The organism is Pseudomonas sp. E45-MNA-CIBAN-0222, from assembly GCF_040310405.1.
In the GTDB taxonomy this organism is placed as follows: domain Bacteria; phylum Pseudomonadota; class Gammaproteobacteria; order Pseudomonadales; family Pseudomonadaceae; genus Stutzerimonas; species Stutzerimonas stutzeri_AC.
Map to the genome: position 1 here is coordinate 29,660 of NZ_JBEOPU010000012.1, position 17,630 is coordinate 47,289.

A 17,630-nucleotide genomic window follows, 5' to 3' on the forward strand; every position below is an offset into this window, starting at 1 on the left:
TTCCTTGCGGCCTCAGGGGCACCAGTAGATTTCGAGGGGACGGGCGAGGAAGGCGCGAATCGGCATCGCTTCGTAGGGCTCGCCAGCCAGGGCCTGATTGAGCGTGGCCAGCTTGCCCGGGCCATGCAGAGCGAGCAGCGTCAGGCGGGCGCTGGCCAGCAGCGACAGGCTCATACTCAGGCGCTGGCGCGGCACAGTTGGCGCCTGCATCGGCAGGCAGCGCCGCGTACCACGCGGGTCGAGCGCCTGCTGCAGATTCGGGCTCTCCGGGAACAGCGAGGCTGTGTGGCCGTCCTCGCCCATGCCCAGCACCAGCACGTCGATCGGCGGCAGCTCGGCCAATACGGCGTCGGCGCGTTCGGCGGCCTCTTCCAGACTCGCCGCGCTCTGGTACAGGCCAACCAGGCGTGCCGCGGCGGCCGGCCCCTGCAACAGATGGCGACGCAGCAGGCCTTCGTTGCTGTCGGGATGGCTGACCGGCACCCAGCGCTCGTCGGCGAGGCTGACGGTGACCTTGGCCCAATCCAGTTCCTGCTGCGCCAGGCGCTCGAAGAAGGCGATCGGGCTGCGGCCGCCGGAAACCACCAGGGTCGCCGCACCGCGCTCGGTGATCGCACCACGCAGGGCGTTGCTAACGGTCAGCGCCAGTTCGCCGGCCAGCTGCTCGGCGTCACCAAGGCTGAAACCCAGGGTCTGCACGGGCAGATCGAGATTAGAGATCGTCATACCAACTCCTGCCATCACGGCTGATCAGGGCAATCGAGGCAGCCGGTCCCCAGCTGCCTGCTGCATAAGGTTTGGGTGGGGCGCCGACGCGCTGCCAGCCGTCGATCAGCTGGTCGCACCACTTCCAGGCGTATTCGATTTCGTCCTTGCGCACGAAGAGGTTCTGGTTGCCCTTCATCACTTCCAACAACAGGCGCTCGTAGGCATCGGGGATACGCGGGCTCTTGTAGGTTTCCGAGAAGTTCAGCTGCAGCGGGCCGCTGCGCAGCTGCATGCCCTTGTCCAGGCCCTGGTCCTTGGTCATCACCAGCAGCGAGATGCCCTCCTGCGGCTGCAGGCGGATGATCAGCTTGTTGCCGATCAGCTGGCGCTGTTCCGGGGCGAAGATGTAGTGCGGCGGCGCCTTGAAGTGGATAACGATCTGCGACAGCTTCTGCGGCATGCGCTTACCGGTACGCAGGTAGAACGGCACGCCGGCCCAGCGCCAATTGCAGATTTCCGCCCGCAGCGCGACGAAGGTTTCGGTGTCGCTCTGGGTGTTGGAGTTTTCTTCCTCCAGATAGCCCGGCACGTGGCGGCCAAGGATGCTGCCGGCGACGTACTGGCCGCGCACCAGCTGCTGGCCAAGATGTTCTGGCGCAATCGGCGCCAGCGCCTTGAGCACCTTGACCTTCTCGTCGCGGATGCTGTCGGCCGAGAGGTCGCTGGGCGGGTCCATGGCGATCAGGCAGAGCAGCTGCAGCAGGTGATTCTGAATCATGTCGCGCAACTGGCCGGCCTGGTCGAAGTAGCCCCAGCGGCCTTCGATACCGACGGTTTCGGCGACGGTGATCTCCACGTGGGAGATGTGGTTCTGGTTCCACTGGGTTTCGAACAGGCTGTTGGCAAAGCGCAGGGCGATCAGGTTCTGCACCGTGTCTTTGCCCAGGTAATGATCGATGCGGTAGGTGCGGTCTTCCGGGAAGAAACGCGCCACCGCGTCGTTCACTTCGCGGGAGGATTCCAGGTCATGACCGATGGGCTTTTCCAGCACCACGCGGGTGCGCTCGGCCAGCCCGGCCTCGGCCAGCCCGGCGCAGATCGCACCGTAGACGGAAGCCGGCGTGGCAAAGAAAGCGACGATGCTTTCCGCGTTGCCGGCCTTGTCCGCTAGCGCGACGAAATCCTCGGCGCGCCGAAAATCCATACTCAGGTAGTCCAGGCGCGCCATGAAGCGCTGCAGCACGGCTTCATCGAGGTCGCGTTCGCCGACGTGGCGGCGCAGATGTTCTTCGATCATCGCCAGATGGCTCGCCGCCTCGCCGCTCTCACGAGCCAGCGCGAGCAGGCGCGTTTCGGTTGGCAGCAGGCCGGCGCGATCGAGCTGATAGAGCGCGGGAAACAGCTTGCGCAGGGCCAGATCACCGAGGGCGCCGAACAGCGCCAGGGTGCAGGGTTCGACAGATAGTGGCGTCATGATGTTTGTTCTTCTACTAAAACTGCACTATGAATACACGGCGATGCCCTGTTATTCAAGTTCAATGTAGTAATAAAAACAACATTTACCGCAGATTTAGATACCTGTGGCCGCTCCGCACCGCCCTCAGTAGGATAGGCCACCCCTTTGGCAAGCCGCATCAGGACCGACATGGACCGCGTACACAACCTGCTTGAGCAGATCCAGCGCCGCATCGAAGACCTCAACAAGGCCGAGCGCAAGGTCGCCGAGGTGATCCTGCGCAACCCGCAGCAGGCCACCCGCTTCAGCATCGCCACCCTGGCGCAGACCGCGCAGGTCAGCGAGCCGACAGTGAATCGCTTCTGTCGCTCGTTCGGCGTCAGCGGTTATCCGGAACTGAAGATGCAGCTGGCGCAGAGCCTGGCCAGCGGCGCCGCCTACGTCAGCCAGGCGGTGGAACCCGACGACGGCCCAGCGGAATACACCCGCAAGATCTTCGGCTCGGCCATCGCCTCACTGGACAGCGCCTGCCAGAGCCTCGACCCGCAACTGGTCAGCCGCGCCGTGGACCTGATGATCCAGGCCCGGCAGATTCACTTCTTCGGCCTCGGCGCCTCGGCCTCCGTGGCACTGGATGCGCAGCACAAGTTCTTCCGCTTCAACCTGGCGGTAACCGCCCATTCGGACGTGCTGATGCAGCGAATGCTGGCCTCGGTGGCGCACACCGGCGAGCTGTTCGTGATCATTTCCTACACCGGGCGTACCCGCGAGCTGGTGGAGGTGGCGCGCATCGCCCGGCAGAACGGCGCCTCGGTACTCGGCCTGACCGCCGCCGGCTCACCGCTGGCACAGGCCAGCACGCTGAGCCTGAACATTCCGCTGCCCGAGGACACCGACATCTACATGCCGATGACCTCGCGCATCATCCAGCTCACCGTACTCGACGTGCTCGCCACCGGCATGACCCTGCGCCGCGGCGTGGATTTCCAGCCGCACCTGCGCAAGGTGAAGGAAAGCCTCAACGCGAGCCGCTATCCGGCGGATGAAGAGCCGAGCTAGAGCAACCGCGCCGGCGGAGATGTTGCTTTAACAACATCCCGCCATCACACACCGGAACGCGCCGGATCAGCGTGCCAGCGCCTGCTCCAGCGCCACCCCGGCGCCCTCCAGCCCCGGAAACTCAGCAGTCACCAGCCACACCGGCACATCGCCGAGATAGCCGCTCATGGAGCCCTTGCTGGTAAAGCCGTGAGCAAAACCACTGACCGCGAAGAAATCGGCGAAACGCGGCACGACACCGCCAACGATATACACCCCGCCGCGCGCACCGAGCGTGAGCACGTTGTTGCCGGCAACCCGGCCGAGCCACACGCAGAACTGCTCCAGGGTCGCCACCGCCACATGATCGCCCGCGAGCGCGGCCGCGGTGACTTCAGCCGGCGACGCCAGTCGCGGCGACAAACCGGCCAGGGCACAGACCGCACGGTAGAGCAGCAGCAAGCCGCCGCCACTGAGCACGTCTTCGGCACGCACATGACCAAGCTGCGCGAAGAGCATCTGCCACAGCGCCGCCTCGTGTGCATCGGCCACGGGCAGATCGACGTGCCCGCCCTCCCCCGGCAACGCACGCCAACAACCATCACCCAAGGGCATCAATGCGGCGACGCCAAGCCCGGTACCCGGCCCGATGACCAGCGCCGGCGCGCCTGTCTCGGCCTCGCCAGCACAGATCATGCGCCGCCCCGCTTCGCCTACCCGCGTCATACCCAGCGCCATCGCGGCGAAGTCATTGATCAGCAGCAGCTCGTCCAACTGCAGAGCGCCACAGAAATCGCTTCGCGTCAGCCGCCAGTGATTATTGGTAAAGGTGAACTGCTCGCCCTTGACCGGCCCGGCACAGGCCAGACAGGCCGCTTCGACGCTGCCCGCCGCCAAACCCAGCGAAGCCAGGTAATACTCAACCGCCGTCTCGGGCGTGGCGAAATCCGCCGTTGCCAGTACCCGCACCGACTCCAGCCGCGAGTCGCGCCACAATGCGAAGCGTGCATTGGTTCCGCCGATATCCCCTACCAGCGCCAGCCTCATCGCAGCGCCTCCAGCCCGGCAGTGAACACGCAGGCGCCCTGCTCGGCGGAGCTGAACGCCGCCCGCATAAAGCCGAACAGCTCGCGCCCGCAGCCCTGGACAGTCGCAGCCGGAACGGCAGCCGGTGATCGGTCGGCCAGCTCGGCGGCATCAACCAGTAGCTCGAGCACACCGGTCTGCCCATCCACACGCAGCAGATCGCCGTCGCGCACGCGCGCTAACGGGCCGCCATCGATTGCCTCCGGGCACACATGAATCGCCGCCGGCACCTTGCCCGACGCACCGGACATGCGCCCGTCGGTGACCAGCGCGACCTTGAAACCGCGGTCCTGCAACAGACCAAGATAAGGCGTCAGCTTGTGCAACTCGGGCATGCCGTTAGCGCGCGGCCCCTGGAAGCGCACCACCGCAACGACGTCGCGCTCCAGCTCGCCCGCCTTGAACGCCTCGACCAACTCCAGCTGATCGGCAAAGACCCGCGCCGGCGCTTCCACGACACGGTGCTCGGGCGCCACGGCGGACACCTTCATCACCCCGCGACCGAGATTGCCGCTCATCACCCGCAGCCCGCCTTCAGCCGAGAACGGCCGCGCGACCGGCCGCAGGATGCTTTCGTCCAGGCTCGCCGCAGCGCCTTCACGCCAAGTCAGCCGACCGTCTTCGAGGAAGGGCTCCTGGGTGTAGCGATTGAGGCCGCGACCCATCACGGTATGCACATCCTCGTGCAGCAGGCCGGCCGCGAGCAGCTCGCGCACCAGCAGCGCGACGCCGCCCGCGGCATGGAAGTGATTGATGTCGGCTGAACCATTGGGATAGACCCGCGCCAGCGTCGGCACCACTGCGGAAAGGTCGGCCATGTCCTGCCAGGTCAGCTGGATGCCCGCTGCCTGGGCGATGGCCGGCATGTGCAGGGTGTGATTGGTCGAGCCGCCGGTGGCATGCAGCGCGACGATGGCGTTGACCAATACGCGCTCGTCGACGAGCTCACCGAGCGGCGTGAAGCTGCCGCCCTGTGGCGTCAGTCGAGTGACCTGGCGCGCGGCCTCGGCGGTCAGTGCATCGCGCAATGGCGTGCCCGGGTTGACGAAGGACGAGCCCGGCAGATGCAGGCCCATGACTTCCATCAGCATCTGATTGGTGTTGGCGGTGCCGTAGAAGGTGCAGGTGCCAGGGCTGTGATAGGCCTGCATTTCCGCCGCCAGCAGCTCATCGCGACCTGCCTTGCCTTCGGCATAGCGCTGGCGCACCGCGGCCTTGTCCTTGTTGGCCAGACCGGACGGCATCGGCCCGGCCGGCACGAACACGGCGGGCAGATGACCGAAGCGCAGCGCGCCGATCAGCAACCCGGGAACGATCTTGTCGCAGATGCCGAGCAGCAGCGCCGCATCGAACAGGTTGTGCGACAGCGCCACCGCGGTGCTCATGGCGATCACCTCGCGACTGGCAATGGCCAGCTCCATGCCCGGCTCGCCCTGGGTGACGCCGTCACACATCGCCGGCACACCACCCGCCACCTGCCCCACCGAGCCGATATCGCGCAGTGCCTGGCGCAGGCGCTCGGGGTAATCCTCGTAGGGCTGATGCGCCGAGAGCATGTCGTTGTAGGCGGTGACGATGGCAATATTGGCCGCGTCTGGCAGGCGCAGGCGCTGCTTGTCCTGGGTGCCGCAGCCGGCAACGCCATGGGCGAAGTTCGCGCATTGCGCGCCGTTGCGTGCCGGCCCGGCACTGGCAGCGCCGCGAATCATGGCGAGATAGGCTTCGCGTGTCGGCCGGCTGCGCTCGATCAGGCGCTGGGTGACTTGGACCACGACGGGATGCATGAAACCTCCTATTTGTAGTTTTTATAAACAATAGGAGCGAATCATAACGACGAAACACAGCTTTTCGAAGAAATATGTTTGTTTAAACAACAAACATCATTCACTGGCGCAGCAATTCCAGCTGACGGCGCAGCTGGGCGACGCAGGCCTTTTCCGCCCGCAGTCCGGAAGTCAGCTCAGCCTTGTCCTGCTCCAGGCGCACGATCATCTGACCAAGGCCGTCCAGCAGCTCGCGCAGCACCTCCAGTTCTCGGCATTGGCTCTGCCGACCCATCCATAACAGCCAGAGCAGTACCAGTAGCACCATCACACCGCACAGCGAGGTGCCAATCAGCAGCCAGGCGAGGCTCATTGCACTCATCGTTTCGCTCCTTTGATTGCGGCGCAGTGCCGCTTCCAGAGACACAACGATATGTAGCTTATAATTACACGTCGATAATGTTTACTTGCACAGGTAAACAATTGCAGCAGGTCATTGCCGCCATCCGGTCGCGAAGAATAGTCACGTAACACCTAGGCCGTTAGGCGATGTGCCAGCATGACGCAGCGCGATGCAACCACCTGTCGCCTTTCCTTACAGGTCAACACCAGATTTAATCGCCGACCTCCACCGTCCGACGAGCGTCGTCGGGCTCGCCAGGATCGCGCTGCTCAAGCTGCAGGAACAACGCAGCGGCGAGCATCGCCATGCCGCCGACGCAGAGAAACGTCAGCTGAAATGCCCGTAGCACTTCACTGCTCTGGGCGTCATCCACAGTGAAGCCCCCCAGCAGTGCACCGGCGGTGGCAACGCCGAGACTCATCGATAGCTGCACCACCACCGACAGCAGGCTGTTGCCACTGCTCGCGTCGGCATGGCTGAGGCCGACCAGGGTAACGGTGTTCATCGCGGTGAACTGCATCGAGTTGACCATGCCGATCAGCCCCAGGTGCACCAGCAGCAGCCAGGTCGGCGTTTGCCCATCGATAGTCGCCAGGCTGGCGATCAGCGAGCCGAGCAGCAGCGTGTTGCCGATCAGCAGACGGCGATAACCGAGACGATCGATGATCGGCTTGGCCAGGGATTTGACCGCCATAGCCCCCAAGGCCAGCGGAATCATGCTCATCCCCGCTTGGGCTGGCGAATAGCCCAGCGCCACCTGCAGCAGCAATGGCAGCAGGAACGGCAGCGCACCACCACCCAGGCGGGCGAACAGGTTGCCGAAGATGCCCACCGCAAAGCTGCGCGTGTGGAACAGCTTGGGACTGAACAGCGGCGCATCGATGCGCCCGGCGCGCAGCCAGTAGGCGGCCATGCACGCTGCGCCGCCGAACAGAAGCAGCATCACGCGAGCGTGCGACATATGCATCTGGCCGAGCCCCTCCAGGGCGACGGTGACCAGCACCATCGCCGCACCGAACAGCAGGAAGCCGAACGTATCGAAGCGCACCCGCTCCGGTCCCTTGAGGTCCGGCATGAAGCGCAGCGCAGCGATGCAGCCGATTACCCCCACCGGCAGGTTGATCAGGAAAATCCAGTGCCAGGAGGCGTACTCCACCAGCCAGCCACCCAGGGTCGGACCGAGCAGCGGGCCGACCAACCCCGGCAGCGCGATGAAGGCCATGATGCGTACGAAGTCGCTGCGCGGAAAGGCCCGCAGCACCACTAGACGCCCCACCGGCAGCATCAATGCACCGCCCAGCCCCTGCAGCACTCGGGATGCCACCAACTGGTTGAAGCTGGTGGACAGCGCACAGAACAGCGAGCCCACGGAAAACAGCACGATCGCGGTGACGAAGATGCGCCGGCTACCGAAACGGTCGGCAATCCAGCCGGACGCCGGAATCAGCAACGCCACGGTGAGCATGTAAGCGATGACCACGCCCTGCATGCGCAACGGGTTCTCCGCCAAATCACGCGCCATGGCCGGCAGCGCAGTGTTGAGAATGGTGCCATCCAGCGTCTGCATGAAGAAGGCGATGGCCACCAGCCACGGCAGAATCCGCGCGGTACGAGCGTCGAGTGATACAGGCGGTTGCATGAAGGCCCCAACTACAAAAGTTGCACCATGTTAGAGGATTCGCTCGCCGCCGGTTCGCGCAGACATCGCTCACGCCCCCGCATCAATAGCGGCTGTGACGACCGGTCGCAGCCCATCGCTAGCCCGCGCGAACAGCAGCCTGTAGCGCCATACAGGCTTGCATACATCCCCGGGTAACAAAATATTTCTTGGGAAATTGACGCGAATCATTATCATTCGGAAGCGCAAGTGCAATCTTCTCTCCGTCCTTTTTCTGCTTTTCCGGAGGCTTCAATGCGCATCCCTGCCACCCTGGCCATCACCACGCTGCTACTCACCCCACTCGCCCAGGCGAAGGAATACCCCATTGGCGAACCGCAGCATTGCGGCGGCATGGAGGTCGGTGCGGTGTATCTGCAGCCGGTCGAGATGGACCCGCCAGGCATGATGCGCGCCGCCGCCGAATCCGACGTGCACCTGGAGGCCGACATCAGCGCCACCGAAGACAACCGCAATGGCTGGCAGGAAGGCAGCTTCGTACCTTATCTGAGCATCCACTACACGCTGCGCAAGAAGGGCTCCGACGAAGTCGTCGAAGGCGATTTCCATCCGATGGTGGCTAACGACGGCCCGCACTACGGCGATAACGTCAAGTTGCTCGGTCCGGGCAAGTACCAGCTGACCTACAAGATCCTGCCGCCAGGCTCGGGCCACAACATGTTCGGTCGCCACACCGACAAGGAAACCGGCGTCGCCCCCTGGTTCGAAGGCTGCGAGCTGACGTACGAGTTCACCTACGCCGGTATCGGCAAGAAAGGGGGTTACTGATGCGTCGCGCCGGGCAATTGCTGCTCGGCGTACTGCCGCTGCTGGTCGGGCTCGCAGGCCCGGCTCAGGCAGCGCTGCCGACGTACGAGCTGACCATCCGTGACGGCCACTTCGAGCCGGCAACCATCGAAGTTCCGGCCCGCCAGCGTTTCAAGATCATCGTGCACAACGCCGGCAGCGGGCCGACCGAGTTCGAGAGCACGCCATTGCGCGTCGAGAAGGTGCTGTCACCCGGGGTGACCTCCTTCGTCGTGATCCACCCGCTGAAGCCGGGCCGCTATCCGTTCTTCGACGAATTCCATATGGATCTTCCCGAAGGCGAGATCATCGCCAAGTAGTAAAGGAGCACATCCATGGGCCAATCCATGTTCATCGTCTGGCGCGAAAGCGTCGAGGCCCTGCTGGTCATCGGCATCCTGCATGCCTGGCTGCGTCAGCAACCGGGCGCCGGCAATGCGCTGCGCATGCTCTGGGCCGGTGTCGCTGCCGGCCTCGGCCTAGCTGCCGCGCTGGGCTGGGGTGTACTGCAGGCCGGCGACTGGCTCGCCGGTAGCGGTGGCGAATGGTTCCAGTGCGCGATGCTGCTGGTAGCCAGTATGCTGATCCTGCACATGGTCGGCTGGATGCACCAGCACGGTCGCACACTGAAGACCAGCCTGCAGAACAGCGCCGCGGAAAAGCGCAGCCAGGGCAGCGGCTTCGGCCTGTTGCTGCTGGCCATGCTCGCCGTCGCTCGCGAAGGCAGCGAGACGGTGGTGTTCCTCTACGGCATCGGTAACCAGCAACAAGGGTTGGACCTCACCCGCTTCGTCATCGGCGGCGTGCTCGGTTTCGTGCTCGCCCTGCTCAGCTATGCCGCGCTGCAGGCCGGCAGCCGCTATTTCAGCTGGCGGCGCTTCTTCCAGGTCAGCGAAGTGATGTTGCTGCTGCTCGGCGGCGCCCTGCTGATGGCCGCGCTGGATCGCTTTAGCGGCCAGCTGATGGGCATGGATGTACCGGAAGTGCTTTACACCGTGTTTGGCGATCCGCTCTGGGATACCTCAGCCCTGCTGGATGACGGCGGCACTCTGGGCGGCACCATCGCCGGCCTCACCGGCTATCGCGCGATGCCTTCGCTGGCAGCCGTGGTGATTCTGGGACTGTATTGGCTTGCCGCATGGGCCTGGCTCAGACCCCGGGCGCAGGTGCAGCTCGCTGCGAGGCCGGCATGATCACCCAGGCGCCGTGGCTGGCGCGATTCGGTGACCTGCTGCGCCAGCATGCGAAGGCCATTCGCACGCTGCAGTGGCTGGTAGTGGCCTTCTACCTGACGCTGCTAGTGATCCCCGCCGCTCTCGATCTGCCGCCAGCCCAGGCCGGCATGCTCGACAACCTGACGGTACTGGCGCAGTTCATCTTCTGGGGCCTGTGGTGGCCGTTCGTGCTGCTGTCGATGATCTTCTTCGGCCGCCTGTGGTGCGGCGTGCTCTGCCCCGAAGGCTCGCTCAGCGAATGGATCAGCTGGCGCGGACTGAACAAACGTACGCCGCGCTGGATCCGCTGGAGCGGCTGGCCGACCATCGCCTTTATCCTCACCACCGTCTACGGCCAGCTGATCAGCGTCTATGACTATGCCCAGGCGGCACTGCTGATCCTCGGCGGCTCCACCGTCGCGGCGATGCTGGTGGGCTTTCTCTACGGCCGCGGCAAGCGGGTCTGGTGCCGCCATCTGTGCCCGGTCAGCGGCGTGTTCGCCCTGCTCGCCCGCTTGGCGCCGGTGCACTACAAGGTCGACGAACAGCGCTGGCTGGAAAATCGCGAACCGCACCTGCCGACACCCAACTGCGCGCCACTGATCGACATCCGTCGCATGCAGGGCAATGCCGATTGCCACGCCTGCGGCCGCTGCAGCAGCCAGCGGGGCGCAGTGCAGCTGAGCGCCCGCTCGCCCAATTCTGAAATCCTCATCGTCGGCGGTCAGCAGCAAAGCGATCACTGGGACAGCACCCTGTTGCTGTTCGGCATGATCGGCCTGGCCATGGGCGCCTTCCAGTGGACGGTCAGTCCCTGGTTCATCACCCTCAAGCAGGCCGCGGCGGAATGGCTGGTAGATCGCGACATCTTCTGGCCGCTGGAAGCCAACGCGCCCTGGTGGCTGCTGACCCACTATCCGCAGGCCAACGACGCCTTCACCTGGCTCGATGGCGCCGTGATCCTCACCTACATCTTCGGTGCCTCGTTGCTCGTCGGCGGCGCGTTGTGGCTACTGCTGCGCGCCGCCGTGCGGGTAATGCGCCGTGGCGACAATGTGTTCCAGCACCTCGCATTGGCACTGGTGCCGCTGGGTGGCGCCGGGCTGTTTCTCGGCCTGTCCGCCACCACGGTCAAGCTGCTGCGCTACGAGGGCTTCCTGCTGGCCTGGGCGCAACCGGCTCGCGCCGCGCTGCTGATCGGCGCCGTGGCGTGGAGTCTGTACCTGGCGTGGAACGTGATCAGCCGTCACGGCGGCAACGGCCTGCGCCGGCTGCTGGCGTTTGCCTGCGTCAACGTGGGTTGCGCGCTGGTGGGCTACGGCTGGTGGTTGCAGTTCTGGGGCTGGTGAGTTGCCTGTACATGGTGGGCTAGAGCACGTCCCAGATGGGACTGCAGCACCGGCAGGCGCAGGGTGGGTTCAGCCAACCAGAATCCCTTCAACGCCCTGCACGGTGGGCTAAAGCCCACCCTACAGAGCCAGGCCTAGCGCGCAGGCAGCGCGTGGAAAGGTGCTCGCCACCTTCGCTAGCCACGCAACACGAATGAAGGAAACAGACGATCCATGCGCTCCCACAAGCGCTGCTGGTCGTAGGGTGCACGGCTTTCGGCGAGGTTGTCGTCGAGCATCCGCGCGGTGCGTACGCATTGCACGGCGAAGCGTTCGACACCCAACCGGCGCAGGCGCTGGGCCATCTCCCAAAGGGTATCGGCGTCAAACAGCTGCCAGTGCACGGTGGTCCGGCATTCGTGCTCGACGCCGCTTTCCAACAGGTGTTCGAGGCTCTTCCAGTTGGCCTTGCCGCTGCCATCCACGCCGGTGATCGCGGTGCTGTGCTCGGGTAGCGCCTTGATATCGAAACCGACCCAATCCACCAGCGGCAGGATGTTGGCGAACAGCTTCGGCTTGATGCCGGCGCTGTGCAGGCCGACCTTGTAGCCCAGCGCCCGCACCTGGGCGATCGCCTCGGGCAGCGCGGTCTGCAGGGTCGGCTCGCCACCGCTGAACACCACCGCCTCGAGCAGGCCGACGCGCTGTTCGAGAAAGGCGAGAATCTCCGACCAGGGCTTCTCCTCGTTGCCACACGCGGGAATCAGCTGCGGGTTGTGGCAGTAGCGACAGCGCCAGCCGCAGCCCTGGCAGAACAGCACGCAGGCCAGATGGTCGGGAAAGTCCAGCGTGGTCAGGGGGACCAGCCCCCCGACGCGAAGTGCTGCGGTCACCGCGCCGCCGCTTCAGTGAAATGCAGGCGCTCGCGATGCTCGGACTGCTTGCCCGGATTGAACGCGGTAACCGGGCGGTGATAGCCCATCACGCGGGTCCAGACTTCGCAACGCTGGCGCTGGTCCTGGGGCAGTTGGCTGGCTGGGTTCATGGTGACGCTCCTTTTGCTGAGGGTGAAGTATGCGGCGCCGCACCTCTTGGAGCGGCGTGACATGGGATCGCAGATCAGACGGCCAGGGCCGCTTCGGCCTGTTGCTTGTGCAGCAGCGCCTCGTCGCATTTCGGGCAGAACTCGTGCTCGCCGGCGAGATAACCATGCACCGGGCAGATCGAGAAGGTCGGCGTGACCGTCAGGTACGGCAGGCGGTAGCGCGACAGCGCATTGCGTACCAGCTTCTTGCAGGCCTCGGCCGAGGAAATCTGCTCGGCCATGTACAGGTGCAGCACGGTGCCGCCGGTGTACTTGCACTGCAGCTCGTCCTGCAGCTCCAGGGCCTCGAAGGGGTCGTCGGTGAAGCCGACCGGCAGCTGCGAGGAGTTGGTGTAGTACGGCGCCTCGGCCGAACCGGCTTGAAGGATGTCAGGGAAACGCTTGCGGTCCTCCTTGGCGAAACGATAGGTGGTGCCTTCGGCCGGCGTTGCCTCGAGGTTGTAGAGGTGCCCGGTGTCTTCCTGAAACTGCACCAGCCGCGCCCGCACGTGGTCGAGCACCTCGATCGCCAGCGCGCGACCGGCAGCGGTCTGCAGCCCCTCGGTGTCGTCGGTGAAGTTGCGCACCATCTCGTGCAGGCCGTTCACGCCAATGGTGGAGAAGTGATTGCGCAGGGTGCCGAGGTAGCGTTTGGTGTACGGGTAGAGCCCGGCATCCATATGGTGCTGGATGACCTTGCGCTTGACCTCCAGGCTCTGCCGCGCCATGTCCAGCAGCGCATCCAGCTGTTCGAGCAGCGCCGCCTTGTCACCACGGTAGAGATAGCCCAGGCGCGCGCAGTTGACCGTCACCACGCCCAGCGAGCCGGTCTGCTCGGCCGAACCGAACAGTCCGCCACCGCGCTTGAGCAGCTCGCGCACATCCAGCTGCAGGCGGCAGCACATCGAGCGCACCTGGTTCGGCTGCATGTCCGAGTTGAGGAAGTTCTGGAAGTACGGCAGCCCGTAGCGCGCGGTCATCTCGAACAGGCGCTCGGCGTTCTCGCTGTCCCAGGGAAAGTCGTGGGTGATGTTGTAGGTCGGGATCGGGAAGGTGAACACCCGGCCGAGGCCATCACCGGCTTGCATCACTTCTATATAAGCGCGGTTGATCAACTCCATCTCGGCCTGCAGCTCGCCGTAGGCGAAGGGCATTTCCTCGCCGCCGATATAGGGGATCTGCTCGCGCAGGTCTTCCGGGCAAACCCAGTCGAAGGTCAGGTTGGTGAACGGCGTTTGCGTGCCCCAGCGCGACGGCACATTGAGGTTGTAGATGAACTCCTGGATCGCCTGACGCACCTCATCGAAACCGAGCTGGTCCTTGCGCACGAACGGCGCGAGGTAGGTATCGAAGCTGCTGAACGCCTGGGCCCCGGCCCACTCGTTCTGCAGCGTGCCGAGAAAGTTGACCATCTGCCCCAGCGCGCTGGACAGGTGCCTGGGCGGGCCCGCTTCGACCCGTCCGGGAATGCCGTTGAAGCCTTCATTGAGCAGCGTGCGCAGCGACCAGCCGGCACAGTAGCCGGCGAGCATGTCCAGGTCGTGGATATGCAGATCACCCTCGCGATGCGCGGTGCCGATTGCCGGGCTGTAGACCTCGTCCAACCAGTAGTTGGCAGTGACCTTGCCGGATACGTTGAGGATCAGCCCGCCGAGTGAATAGCCCTGGTTAGCGTTGGCGCGTACTCGCCAGTCTTCGCGGTAAAGGTACTCGTTCATCGATGTCGCCACATCCACCACCGCCTTGCGATCGCGACGCAGCCGCGCATGGCGTTCGCGGTAGACGATGTAGGCACGGGCGGTATCGAAGTAGCCGGCCGCCATCAGCGCGCGTTCAACGCCATCCTGCACTTGCTCGACCTCTACGGCTGTGCGATGGGCAAGCTGCAGGCGAACAGCCTCGGCCAGCGGCTGCGCTACTGGTGCTTCGAACTCACCGGTAGCAGCACCTGCCGCCACGATGGCACGCTCGATCTTGTCCACTTCGAATGCCGCTAGCCGGCCATCGCGCTTGCGTAGCGAAACCGGTTTTGCCAACTCTGCCTGCCTGGGCATCAACGCCTCCATAACCATATGTAGTGTATTTTTTCTAACCAAACACAATATGGTGTGACTTTAGAGGCGGAAGACCATTACCGAATTGACCGTCGTCAAGCATGCGCGAGTGATTGCCGAACGGCTCCCGGCGCTTGCGGCGAGCAGACTTGTCCGTGGTCAAGGAAGCCTCCGACACGGGCCTCCTAGGATGCAGCCTGATAAAACCCGGTTCAGCCCGGGGGAGGAAACATGCTCACCGAAAAAACTCTGGTGGCCGAGTTGTGCCGCCATCATCTGTTCAGCCGCCTGCCTGAGGCTGCGTTACAGGAGGTGTGCGCCTCAGCCAACCTGAAACGCCTGCCTGCGGGAGCCTCGTTGTTTCACCAGGGCGACAAAGCCGATCGCTTCTATTTTCTTTTCAGCGGACAGATCAAGCTGCACCGCGTCGTTTGCGACGGGCAAGAAAAACTGGTGGAAGTCATGCGGGCTGGCGAGTCGTTTGCAGAAGCTCTGCTGTTCAAGGGTGCTCCCTGCTATCCGGTCAGTGCCACTGCACTCAAGGCCAGCCTGGTGGCGAGCCTCAACGGCCCGCACTATCGACGGATTCTCGAGCAGCATCCGGATATCTGCCTGGACATTCTCGCCACCCTGAGCATCCGCCTGCACCAGCGCATGACCGAGATCGACACCCTTACCCTGGCCAACGCCAGCCATCGGGTGGTGCGCTTTCTTGCTCAATCGCAGCAGGACGACAGCGGCGTCGTGGTACTCGACGTGCCGAAACGGCTGATTGCTTCGAAGCTGGGCATTCAGCCGGAAACCTTCTCGCGAATCCTGCACAGGCTTATCGATGCCGGGACCATTTCCGTGCAGCGGCGGCGCATCGAGATTCTCGACAACCGCAAACTGGCCGCCTATGACGAATGACCTGCGGCAGAACGCCCCAGTGTTCTTGATTGCTATCAAAGCCGGTCGCCTATGCGACTTGGAGAATGACCCGCACCACGCCACCGCCAGGAAATCGCGATGATCACCACCACGCCTGTTCCCTTGGTCTATTCATGCTCCGGTTGCTCGAACGTCGCGCAACTGGCCAACACCCTGGCGGTTCGCCTCGACCGCGCCGGACTTGCGGAGATGTCCTGCATCGCCGGTGTCGGCGGGCGGGTCGCGGCGCTGGTGAAGAAAGCCAACTCCGGCCGCCCAATTCTCGCCATTGACGGCTGCCCAATGCACTGCGCCCGCGCGTGCCTGGCGCAACATGGTGTGACACCCGACGTGCATATCACCCTCAGCAGCTACGGGCTGCGCAAACGCTATCGGGAAGACTGCAGTGAGGACGAGATCACTGCGCTGTTCGAAGACATGAAAGACATCATTGCCAGTGAGCGCATGCAATTGCGTACGGCGTGAGCTGAACGGCGAGTAAGACTGCGGCCCGATGCATCCAGCCCGCCGCTAAGGTGGATGCGGGCCCTGTTCTTGTAGGCTGAAGCCCACCCTACGAAGGCGTTGCGCCAGACGAAGTTTTATCTGACAACCTCACACCGCGGACCTCACTTATCAAAGAGGCCCGTAACTGCAGGGTGGGCTTTAGCCGACCAAGATGGCCATCCGGTGACTTTGCCCCCTGGAAAAAAGCTCTCCATCCGCAGCAGGCAACCACCCTGTTACGCCCTGGCCGCCTGTGCCCGCCCGGCGGCGGCCACCTCCTCGCCGGCACCCTGCAACAGTTTCCACAGCCAGCTCGGCAGCGTGTCGGGGTCGAGACTGTCGATCAGATTCTTGATCGCCAGACCCAGCTCGGTATCACCCTCGATAACCAGCCGGCGGCGGAAGAACAGCGTATCCGGGTCTTCCTGACGGCTGGCCAACAGCAGGAACTCGCGCCAGTTGCCGCGAATGGTCACCTCCACCGGTGCCTGCGCCGCAATGCGCAGCTGCTCGCGCTCGCAGGTCAGGCACCAGGCAAGGCCGAGGTCGGCGACTTCGAGCTTCATCCAGTGGCCGTCAAGCACGTCAAAGGCGCCGTCGCTCAGTGCTTCGGCGAATACCTGATTGAGGCTGCGCTCCAGCGCCAGGCGCTGGAGCAGGAATGGCGTCTTGGCCGCAAGCGGCAACAGCCGCCCGCCGAGATTCACCAGGTGGGCACGTGGGTTCAGCATAATCCGGCCTCCTCGGCACGCAGCATGCCCGGCTGGCCATGCCAATACCCGTTGCAGCCATCCACCGCCAGTGGCGGCAATGCACCCATGCACACCGCATCGAAGGCAGCGACCACCTCGTCCATACCGGCAGCGCGCGGGCTCAGGCGCAGCAGATCGGCACCGCTGTCGACCAGGCCCGCGTAGTCGGCGAGCAGGTTGCTGACCGCTGCGGACATGGTCTGGATACCGTTGATGGTGAACAGCGCCTCACCCTCCTGGCTCAGCAGCGGAATGCCCTCGGGATAGTTCTGGCAGCAGAACTGGCAGTCGTCCTTCGGCCGGTTCTCGGCACGGGCGGTGAAGCAGCGCGCCGAATAGGCCAGCGGCAGATGACCGTAGGCGAATATCTCGATTTCCGGCAGCGTGACGTCCAGCTCCAGCATCTGCGCCCGAGCCCTCTTGATCAACTTGCCGGACGCTTCCACCGGCGGTACCCAGCGGCTCATGCCGCTGGCCACCAGCTCGGCCAGGGCGTATCCGTTGTACAGATTCAGCGCCGGCCCGCCGACGAAGGGCAGCTTGCGCTCGGACATCAGCTGCACCGCGCCCATGTCGTTGGCTTCAACCAACAGTTCGCCGTTGTCGCACAGGCGACGCAGGCTGGACAGCTCGGAGGCCGCCTCCACCAGGGTCAGGCCGGACAAGACCAGTTGCGCCGACGAGGCTTCCGCGAGATCGCGGGCCAGGCCGAGCCAGTCGTCAAGCATCAGCGCACGGCGCTTGGAACACACCGTTTCACCGAGGTAGATCACATCCAGCGGCTGCTCTGCCATGTTTGCGTAGAAATCCAGCGTCTGCTGGCGATCCCAGTAGAACAGTACCGGGCCGAGAGAGAGTTTCATA

18 protein-coding genes are annotated in these 17,630 nt (G+C 64.3%); 7 read left to right on the forward strand and 11 right to left on the reverse strand.

Annotation, left to right across the window (positions count from 1 at the left end; translation table 11 throughout):
* Positions 1 to 12: 12 nt before the first annotated feature.
* On the reverse strand, positions 13 to 726 hold the full coding sequence (gene pgl / locus AAEZ08_RS17380; RefSeq protein WP_041014496.1) for a 6-phosphogluconolactonase: 714 nt from the start codon (positions 724 to 726) through the stop codon (positions 13 to 15).
* Positions 713 to 2,182 carry a glucose-6-phosphate dehydrogenase gene (gene zwf, locus AAEZ08_RS17385; protein ID WP_041014497.1) on the reverse strand — a complete coding sequence of 490 codons (1,470 nt, stop codon included), beginning with the start codon at positions 2,180 to 2,182 and terminating at the stop codon, positions 713 to 715. The genes pgl and zwf overlap by 14 nt, the downstream gene beginning before the upstream one ends.
* Positions 2,183 to 2,353: 171 nt before the next feature.
* On the opposite strand from zwf, the gene AAEZ08_RS17390 reads away from it, so the two are divergent.
* Positions 2,354 to 3,223: a MurR/RpiR family transcriptional regulator gene (locus AAEZ08_RS17390; RefSeq protein ID WP_014820929.1), complete on the forward strand. Its 870-nt coding sequence runs from the start codon at positions 2,354 to 2,356 to the stop codon at positions 3,221 to 3,223.
* Between the two features lie 66 nt (positions 3,224 to 3,289).
* Here AAEZ08_RS17390 and AAEZ08_RS17395 read toward each other — a convergent pair whose 3' ends face one another.
* The 4 genes from AAEZ08_RS17395 to mdtD form a co-directional block, all read right to left on the reverse strand.
* A complete protein-coding gene (locus AAEZ08_RS17395) occupies positions 3,290 to 4,249 on the reverse strand; it encodes a glucokinase (protein WP_500124778.1) in 960 nt (319 codons plus the stop codon).
* On the reverse strand, positions 4,246 to 6,072 hold the full coding sequence (gene edd, locus AAEZ08_RS17400; RefSeq protein WP_500124779.1) for a phosphogluconate dehydratase: 1,827 nt from the start codon (positions 6,070 to 6,072) through the stop codon (positions 4,246 to 4,248). The genes AAEZ08_RS17395 and edd overlap by 4 nt, the downstream gene beginning before the upstream one ends.
* Before the next feature lie 100 nt (positions 6,073 to 6,172).
* Positions 6,173 to 6,433, reverse strand: a complete 261-nt coding sequence (locus AAEZ08_RS17405; RefSeq protein ID WP_003279719.1) for a hypothetical protein — start codon at positions 6,431 to 6,433, stop codon at positions 6,173 to 6,175.
* 232 nt (positions 6,434 to 6,665) lie between these two features.
* Entirely contained in the window at positions 6,666 to 8,093 is a 1,428-nt protein-coding gene (gene mdtD, locus AAEZ08_RS17410; protein WP_500124780.1) for a multidrug transporter subunit MdtD, read from the reverse strand.
* A gap of 273 nt (positions 8,094 to 8,366) precedes the next feature.
* Between mdtD and AAEZ08_RS17415 the strand changes: the two genes are divergently transcribed.
* The 4 genes from AAEZ08_RS17415 to AAEZ08_RS17430 are packed head-to-tail and all read left to right on the forward strand — an operon-like array spanning position 8,367 to position 11,481.
* Positions 8,367 to 8,900 carry an iron transporter gene (locus tag AAEZ08_RS17415; RefSeq protein WP_003279715.1) on the forward strand — a complete coding sequence of 178 codons (534 nt, stop codon included), beginning with the start codon at positions 8,367 to 8,369 and terminating at the stop codon, positions 8,898 to 8,900.
* Positions 8,900 to 9,238 (forward strand): cupredoxin domain-containing protein, encoded by a 339-nt coding sequence (locus AAEZ08_RS17420; protein WP_003279714.1) that lies wholly within the window; start codon positions 8,900 to 8,902, stop codon positions 9,236 to 9,238. The genes AAEZ08_RS17415 and AAEZ08_RS17420 overlap by 1 nt, the downstream gene beginning before the upstream one ends.
* A gap of 15 nt (positions 9,239 to 9,253) precedes the next feature.
* Positions 9,254 to 10,111 (forward strand): FTR1 family iron permease, encoded by an 858-nt coding sequence (locus tag AAEZ08_RS17425; RefSeq protein WP_500124781.1) that lies wholly within the window; start codon positions 9,254 to 9,256, stop codon positions 10,109 to 10,111.
* Positions 10,108 to 11,481, forward strand: coding sequence for a 4Fe-4S binding protein (locus AAEZ08_RS17430; protein WP_500124825.1), 1,374 nt, complete (start codon positions 10,108 to 10,110; stop codon positions 11,479 to 11,481). The genes AAEZ08_RS17425 and AAEZ08_RS17430 overlap by 4 nt, the downstream gene beginning before the upstream one ends.
* 176 nt (positions 11,482 to 11,657) lie before the next feature.
* Here AAEZ08_RS17430 and AAEZ08_RS17435 read toward each other — a convergent pair whose 3' ends face one another.
* From AAEZ08_RS17435 to AAEZ08_RS17445, 3 genes are all read right to left on the reverse strand, one after another.
* Positions 11,658 to 12,353, reverse strand: a complete 696-nt coding sequence (locus AAEZ08_RS17435; protein WP_483031663.1) for an anaerobic ribonucleoside-triphosphate reductase activating protein — start codon at positions 12,351 to 12,353, stop codon at positions 11,658 to 11,660.
* The gene (gene nrdD / locus AAEZ08_RS17440) at positions 12,350 to 12,505 is read right to left on the reverse strand and encodes an anaerobic ribonucleoside-triphosphate reductase (protein WP_003279708.1); all 156 of its coding nucleotides are present in this window, start codon (positions 12,503 to 12,505) and stop codon (positions 12,350 to 12,352) included. The genes AAEZ08_RS17435 and nrdD overlap by 4 nt, the downstream gene beginning before the upstream one ends.
* 74 nt (positions 12,506 to 12,579) lie before the next feature.
* The gene (locus AAEZ08_RS17445; protein ID WP_500124782.1) at positions 12,580 to 14,598 is read right to left on the reverse strand and encodes a ribonucleoside triphosphate reductase; all 2,019 of its coding nucleotides are present in this window, start codon (positions 14,596 to 14,598) and stop codon (positions 12,580 to 12,582) included.
* A gap of 231 nt (positions 14,599 to 14,829) precedes the next feature.
* Between AAEZ08_RS17445 and AAEZ08_RS17450 the strand changes: the two genes are divergently transcribed.
* Complete coding sequence (locus tag AAEZ08_RS17450; RefSeq protein WP_003279703.1) at positions 14,830 to 15,507, forward strand: Crp/Fnr family transcriptional regulator; 678 nt, start codon at positions 14,830 to 14,832, stop codon at positions 15,505 to 15,507.
* 99 nt (positions 15,508 to 15,606) lie between these two features.
* On the forward strand, positions 15,607 to 15,993 hold the full coding sequence (locus AAEZ08_RS17455; RefSeq protein ID WP_003279701.1) for a putative zinc-binding protein: 387 nt from the start codon (positions 15,607 to 15,609) through the stop codon (positions 15,991 to 15,993).
* A gap of 257 nt (positions 15,994 to 16,250) precedes the next feature.
* Here the strand turns inward: AAEZ08_RS17455 and ubiT are convergent, their stop codons facing one another.
* Complete coding sequence (ubiT, locus tag AAEZ08_RS17460) at positions 16,251 to 16,745, reverse strand: ubiquinone anaerobic biosynthesis accessory factor UbiT (RefSeq protein ID WP_003279700.1); 495 nt, start codon at positions 16,743 to 16,745, stop codon at positions 16,251 to 16,253.
* The gene (locus AAEZ08_RS17465; protein WP_500124783.1) at positions 16,739 to 17,629 is read right to left on the reverse strand and encodes a U32 family peptidase; all 891 of its coding nucleotides are present in this window, start codon (positions 17,627 to 17,629) and stop codon (positions 16,739 to 16,741) included. Before AAEZ08_RS17465 ends, ubiT begins: the two co-directional genes overlap by 7 nt.
* Position 17,630 lies beyond the last annotated feature (1 nt).

Bases quoted from the DNA above. Each gene is read 5' to 3' on its own strand.
- pgl (WP_041014496.1), bottom strand. From the start codon at position 726: ATGACGATCTCTAATCTCGATCTGCCCGTGCAGACCCTGGGTTTCAGC.
- zwf (WP_041014497.1), bottom strand. From the start codon at position 2,182: ATGACGCCACTATCTGTCGAACCCTGCACCCTGGCGCTGTTCGGCGCC.
- AAEZ08_RS17390 (WP_014820929.1), top strand. From the start codon at position 2,354: ATGGACCGCGTACACAACCTGCTTGAGCAGATCCAGCGCCGCATCGAA.
- AAEZ08_RS17395 (WP_500124778.1), bottom strand. From the start codon at position 4,249: ATGAGGCTGGCGCTGGTAGGGGATATCGGCGGAACCAATGCACGCTTC.
- edd (WP_500124779.1), bottom strand. From the start codon at position 6,072: ATGCATCCCGTCGTGGTCCAAGTCACCCAGCGCCTGATCGAGCGCAGC.
- AAEZ08_RS17405 (WP_003279719.1), bottom strand. From the start codon at position 6,433: ATGAGTGCAATGAGCCTCGCCTGGCTGCTGATTGGCACCTCGCTGTGC.
- mdtD (WP_500124780.1), bottom strand. From the start codon at position 8,093: ATGCAACCGCCTGTATCACTCGACGCTCGTACCGCGCGGATTCTGCCG.
- AAEZ08_RS17415 (WP_003279715.1), top strand. From the start codon at position 8,367: ATGCGCATCCCTGCCACCCTGGCCATCACCACGCTGCTACTCACCCCA.
- AAEZ08_RS17420 (WP_003279714.1), top strand. From the start codon at position 8,900: ATGCGTCGCGCCGGGCAATTGCTGCTCGGCGTACTGCCGCTGCTGGTC.
- AAEZ08_RS17425 (WP_500124781.1), top strand. From the start codon at position 9,254: ATGGGCCAATCCATGTTCATCGTCTGGCGCGAAAGCGTCGAGGCCCTG.
- AAEZ08_RS17430 (WP_500124825.1), top strand. From the start codon at position 10,108: ATGATCACCCAGGCGCCGTGGCTGGCGCGATTCGGTGACCTGCTGCGC.
- nrdD (WP_003279708.1), bottom strand. From the start codon at position 12,505: ATGAACCCAGCCAGCCAACTGCCCCAGGACCAGCGCCAGCGTTGCGAA.
- AAEZ08_RS17445 (WP_500124782.1), bottom strand. From the start codon at position 14,598: ATGCCCAGGCAGGCAGAGTTGGCAAAACCGGTTTCGCTACGCAAGCGC.
- AAEZ08_RS17450 (WP_003279703.1), top strand. From the start codon at position 14,830: ATGCTCACCGAAAAAACTCTGGTGGCCGAGTTGTGCCGCCATCATCTG.
- AAEZ08_RS17455 (WP_003279701.1), top strand. From the start codon at position 15,607: ATGATCACCACCACGCCTGTTCCCTTGGTCTATTCATGCTCCGGTTGC.
- ubiT (WP_003279700.1), bottom strand. From the start codon at position 16,745: ATGCTGAACCCACGTGCCCACCTGGTGAATCTCGGCGGGCGGCTGTTG.
- AAEZ08_RS17465 (WP_500124783.1), bottom strand. From the start codon at position 17,629: ATGAAACTCTCTCTCGGCCCGGTACTGTTCTACTGGGATCGCCAGCAG.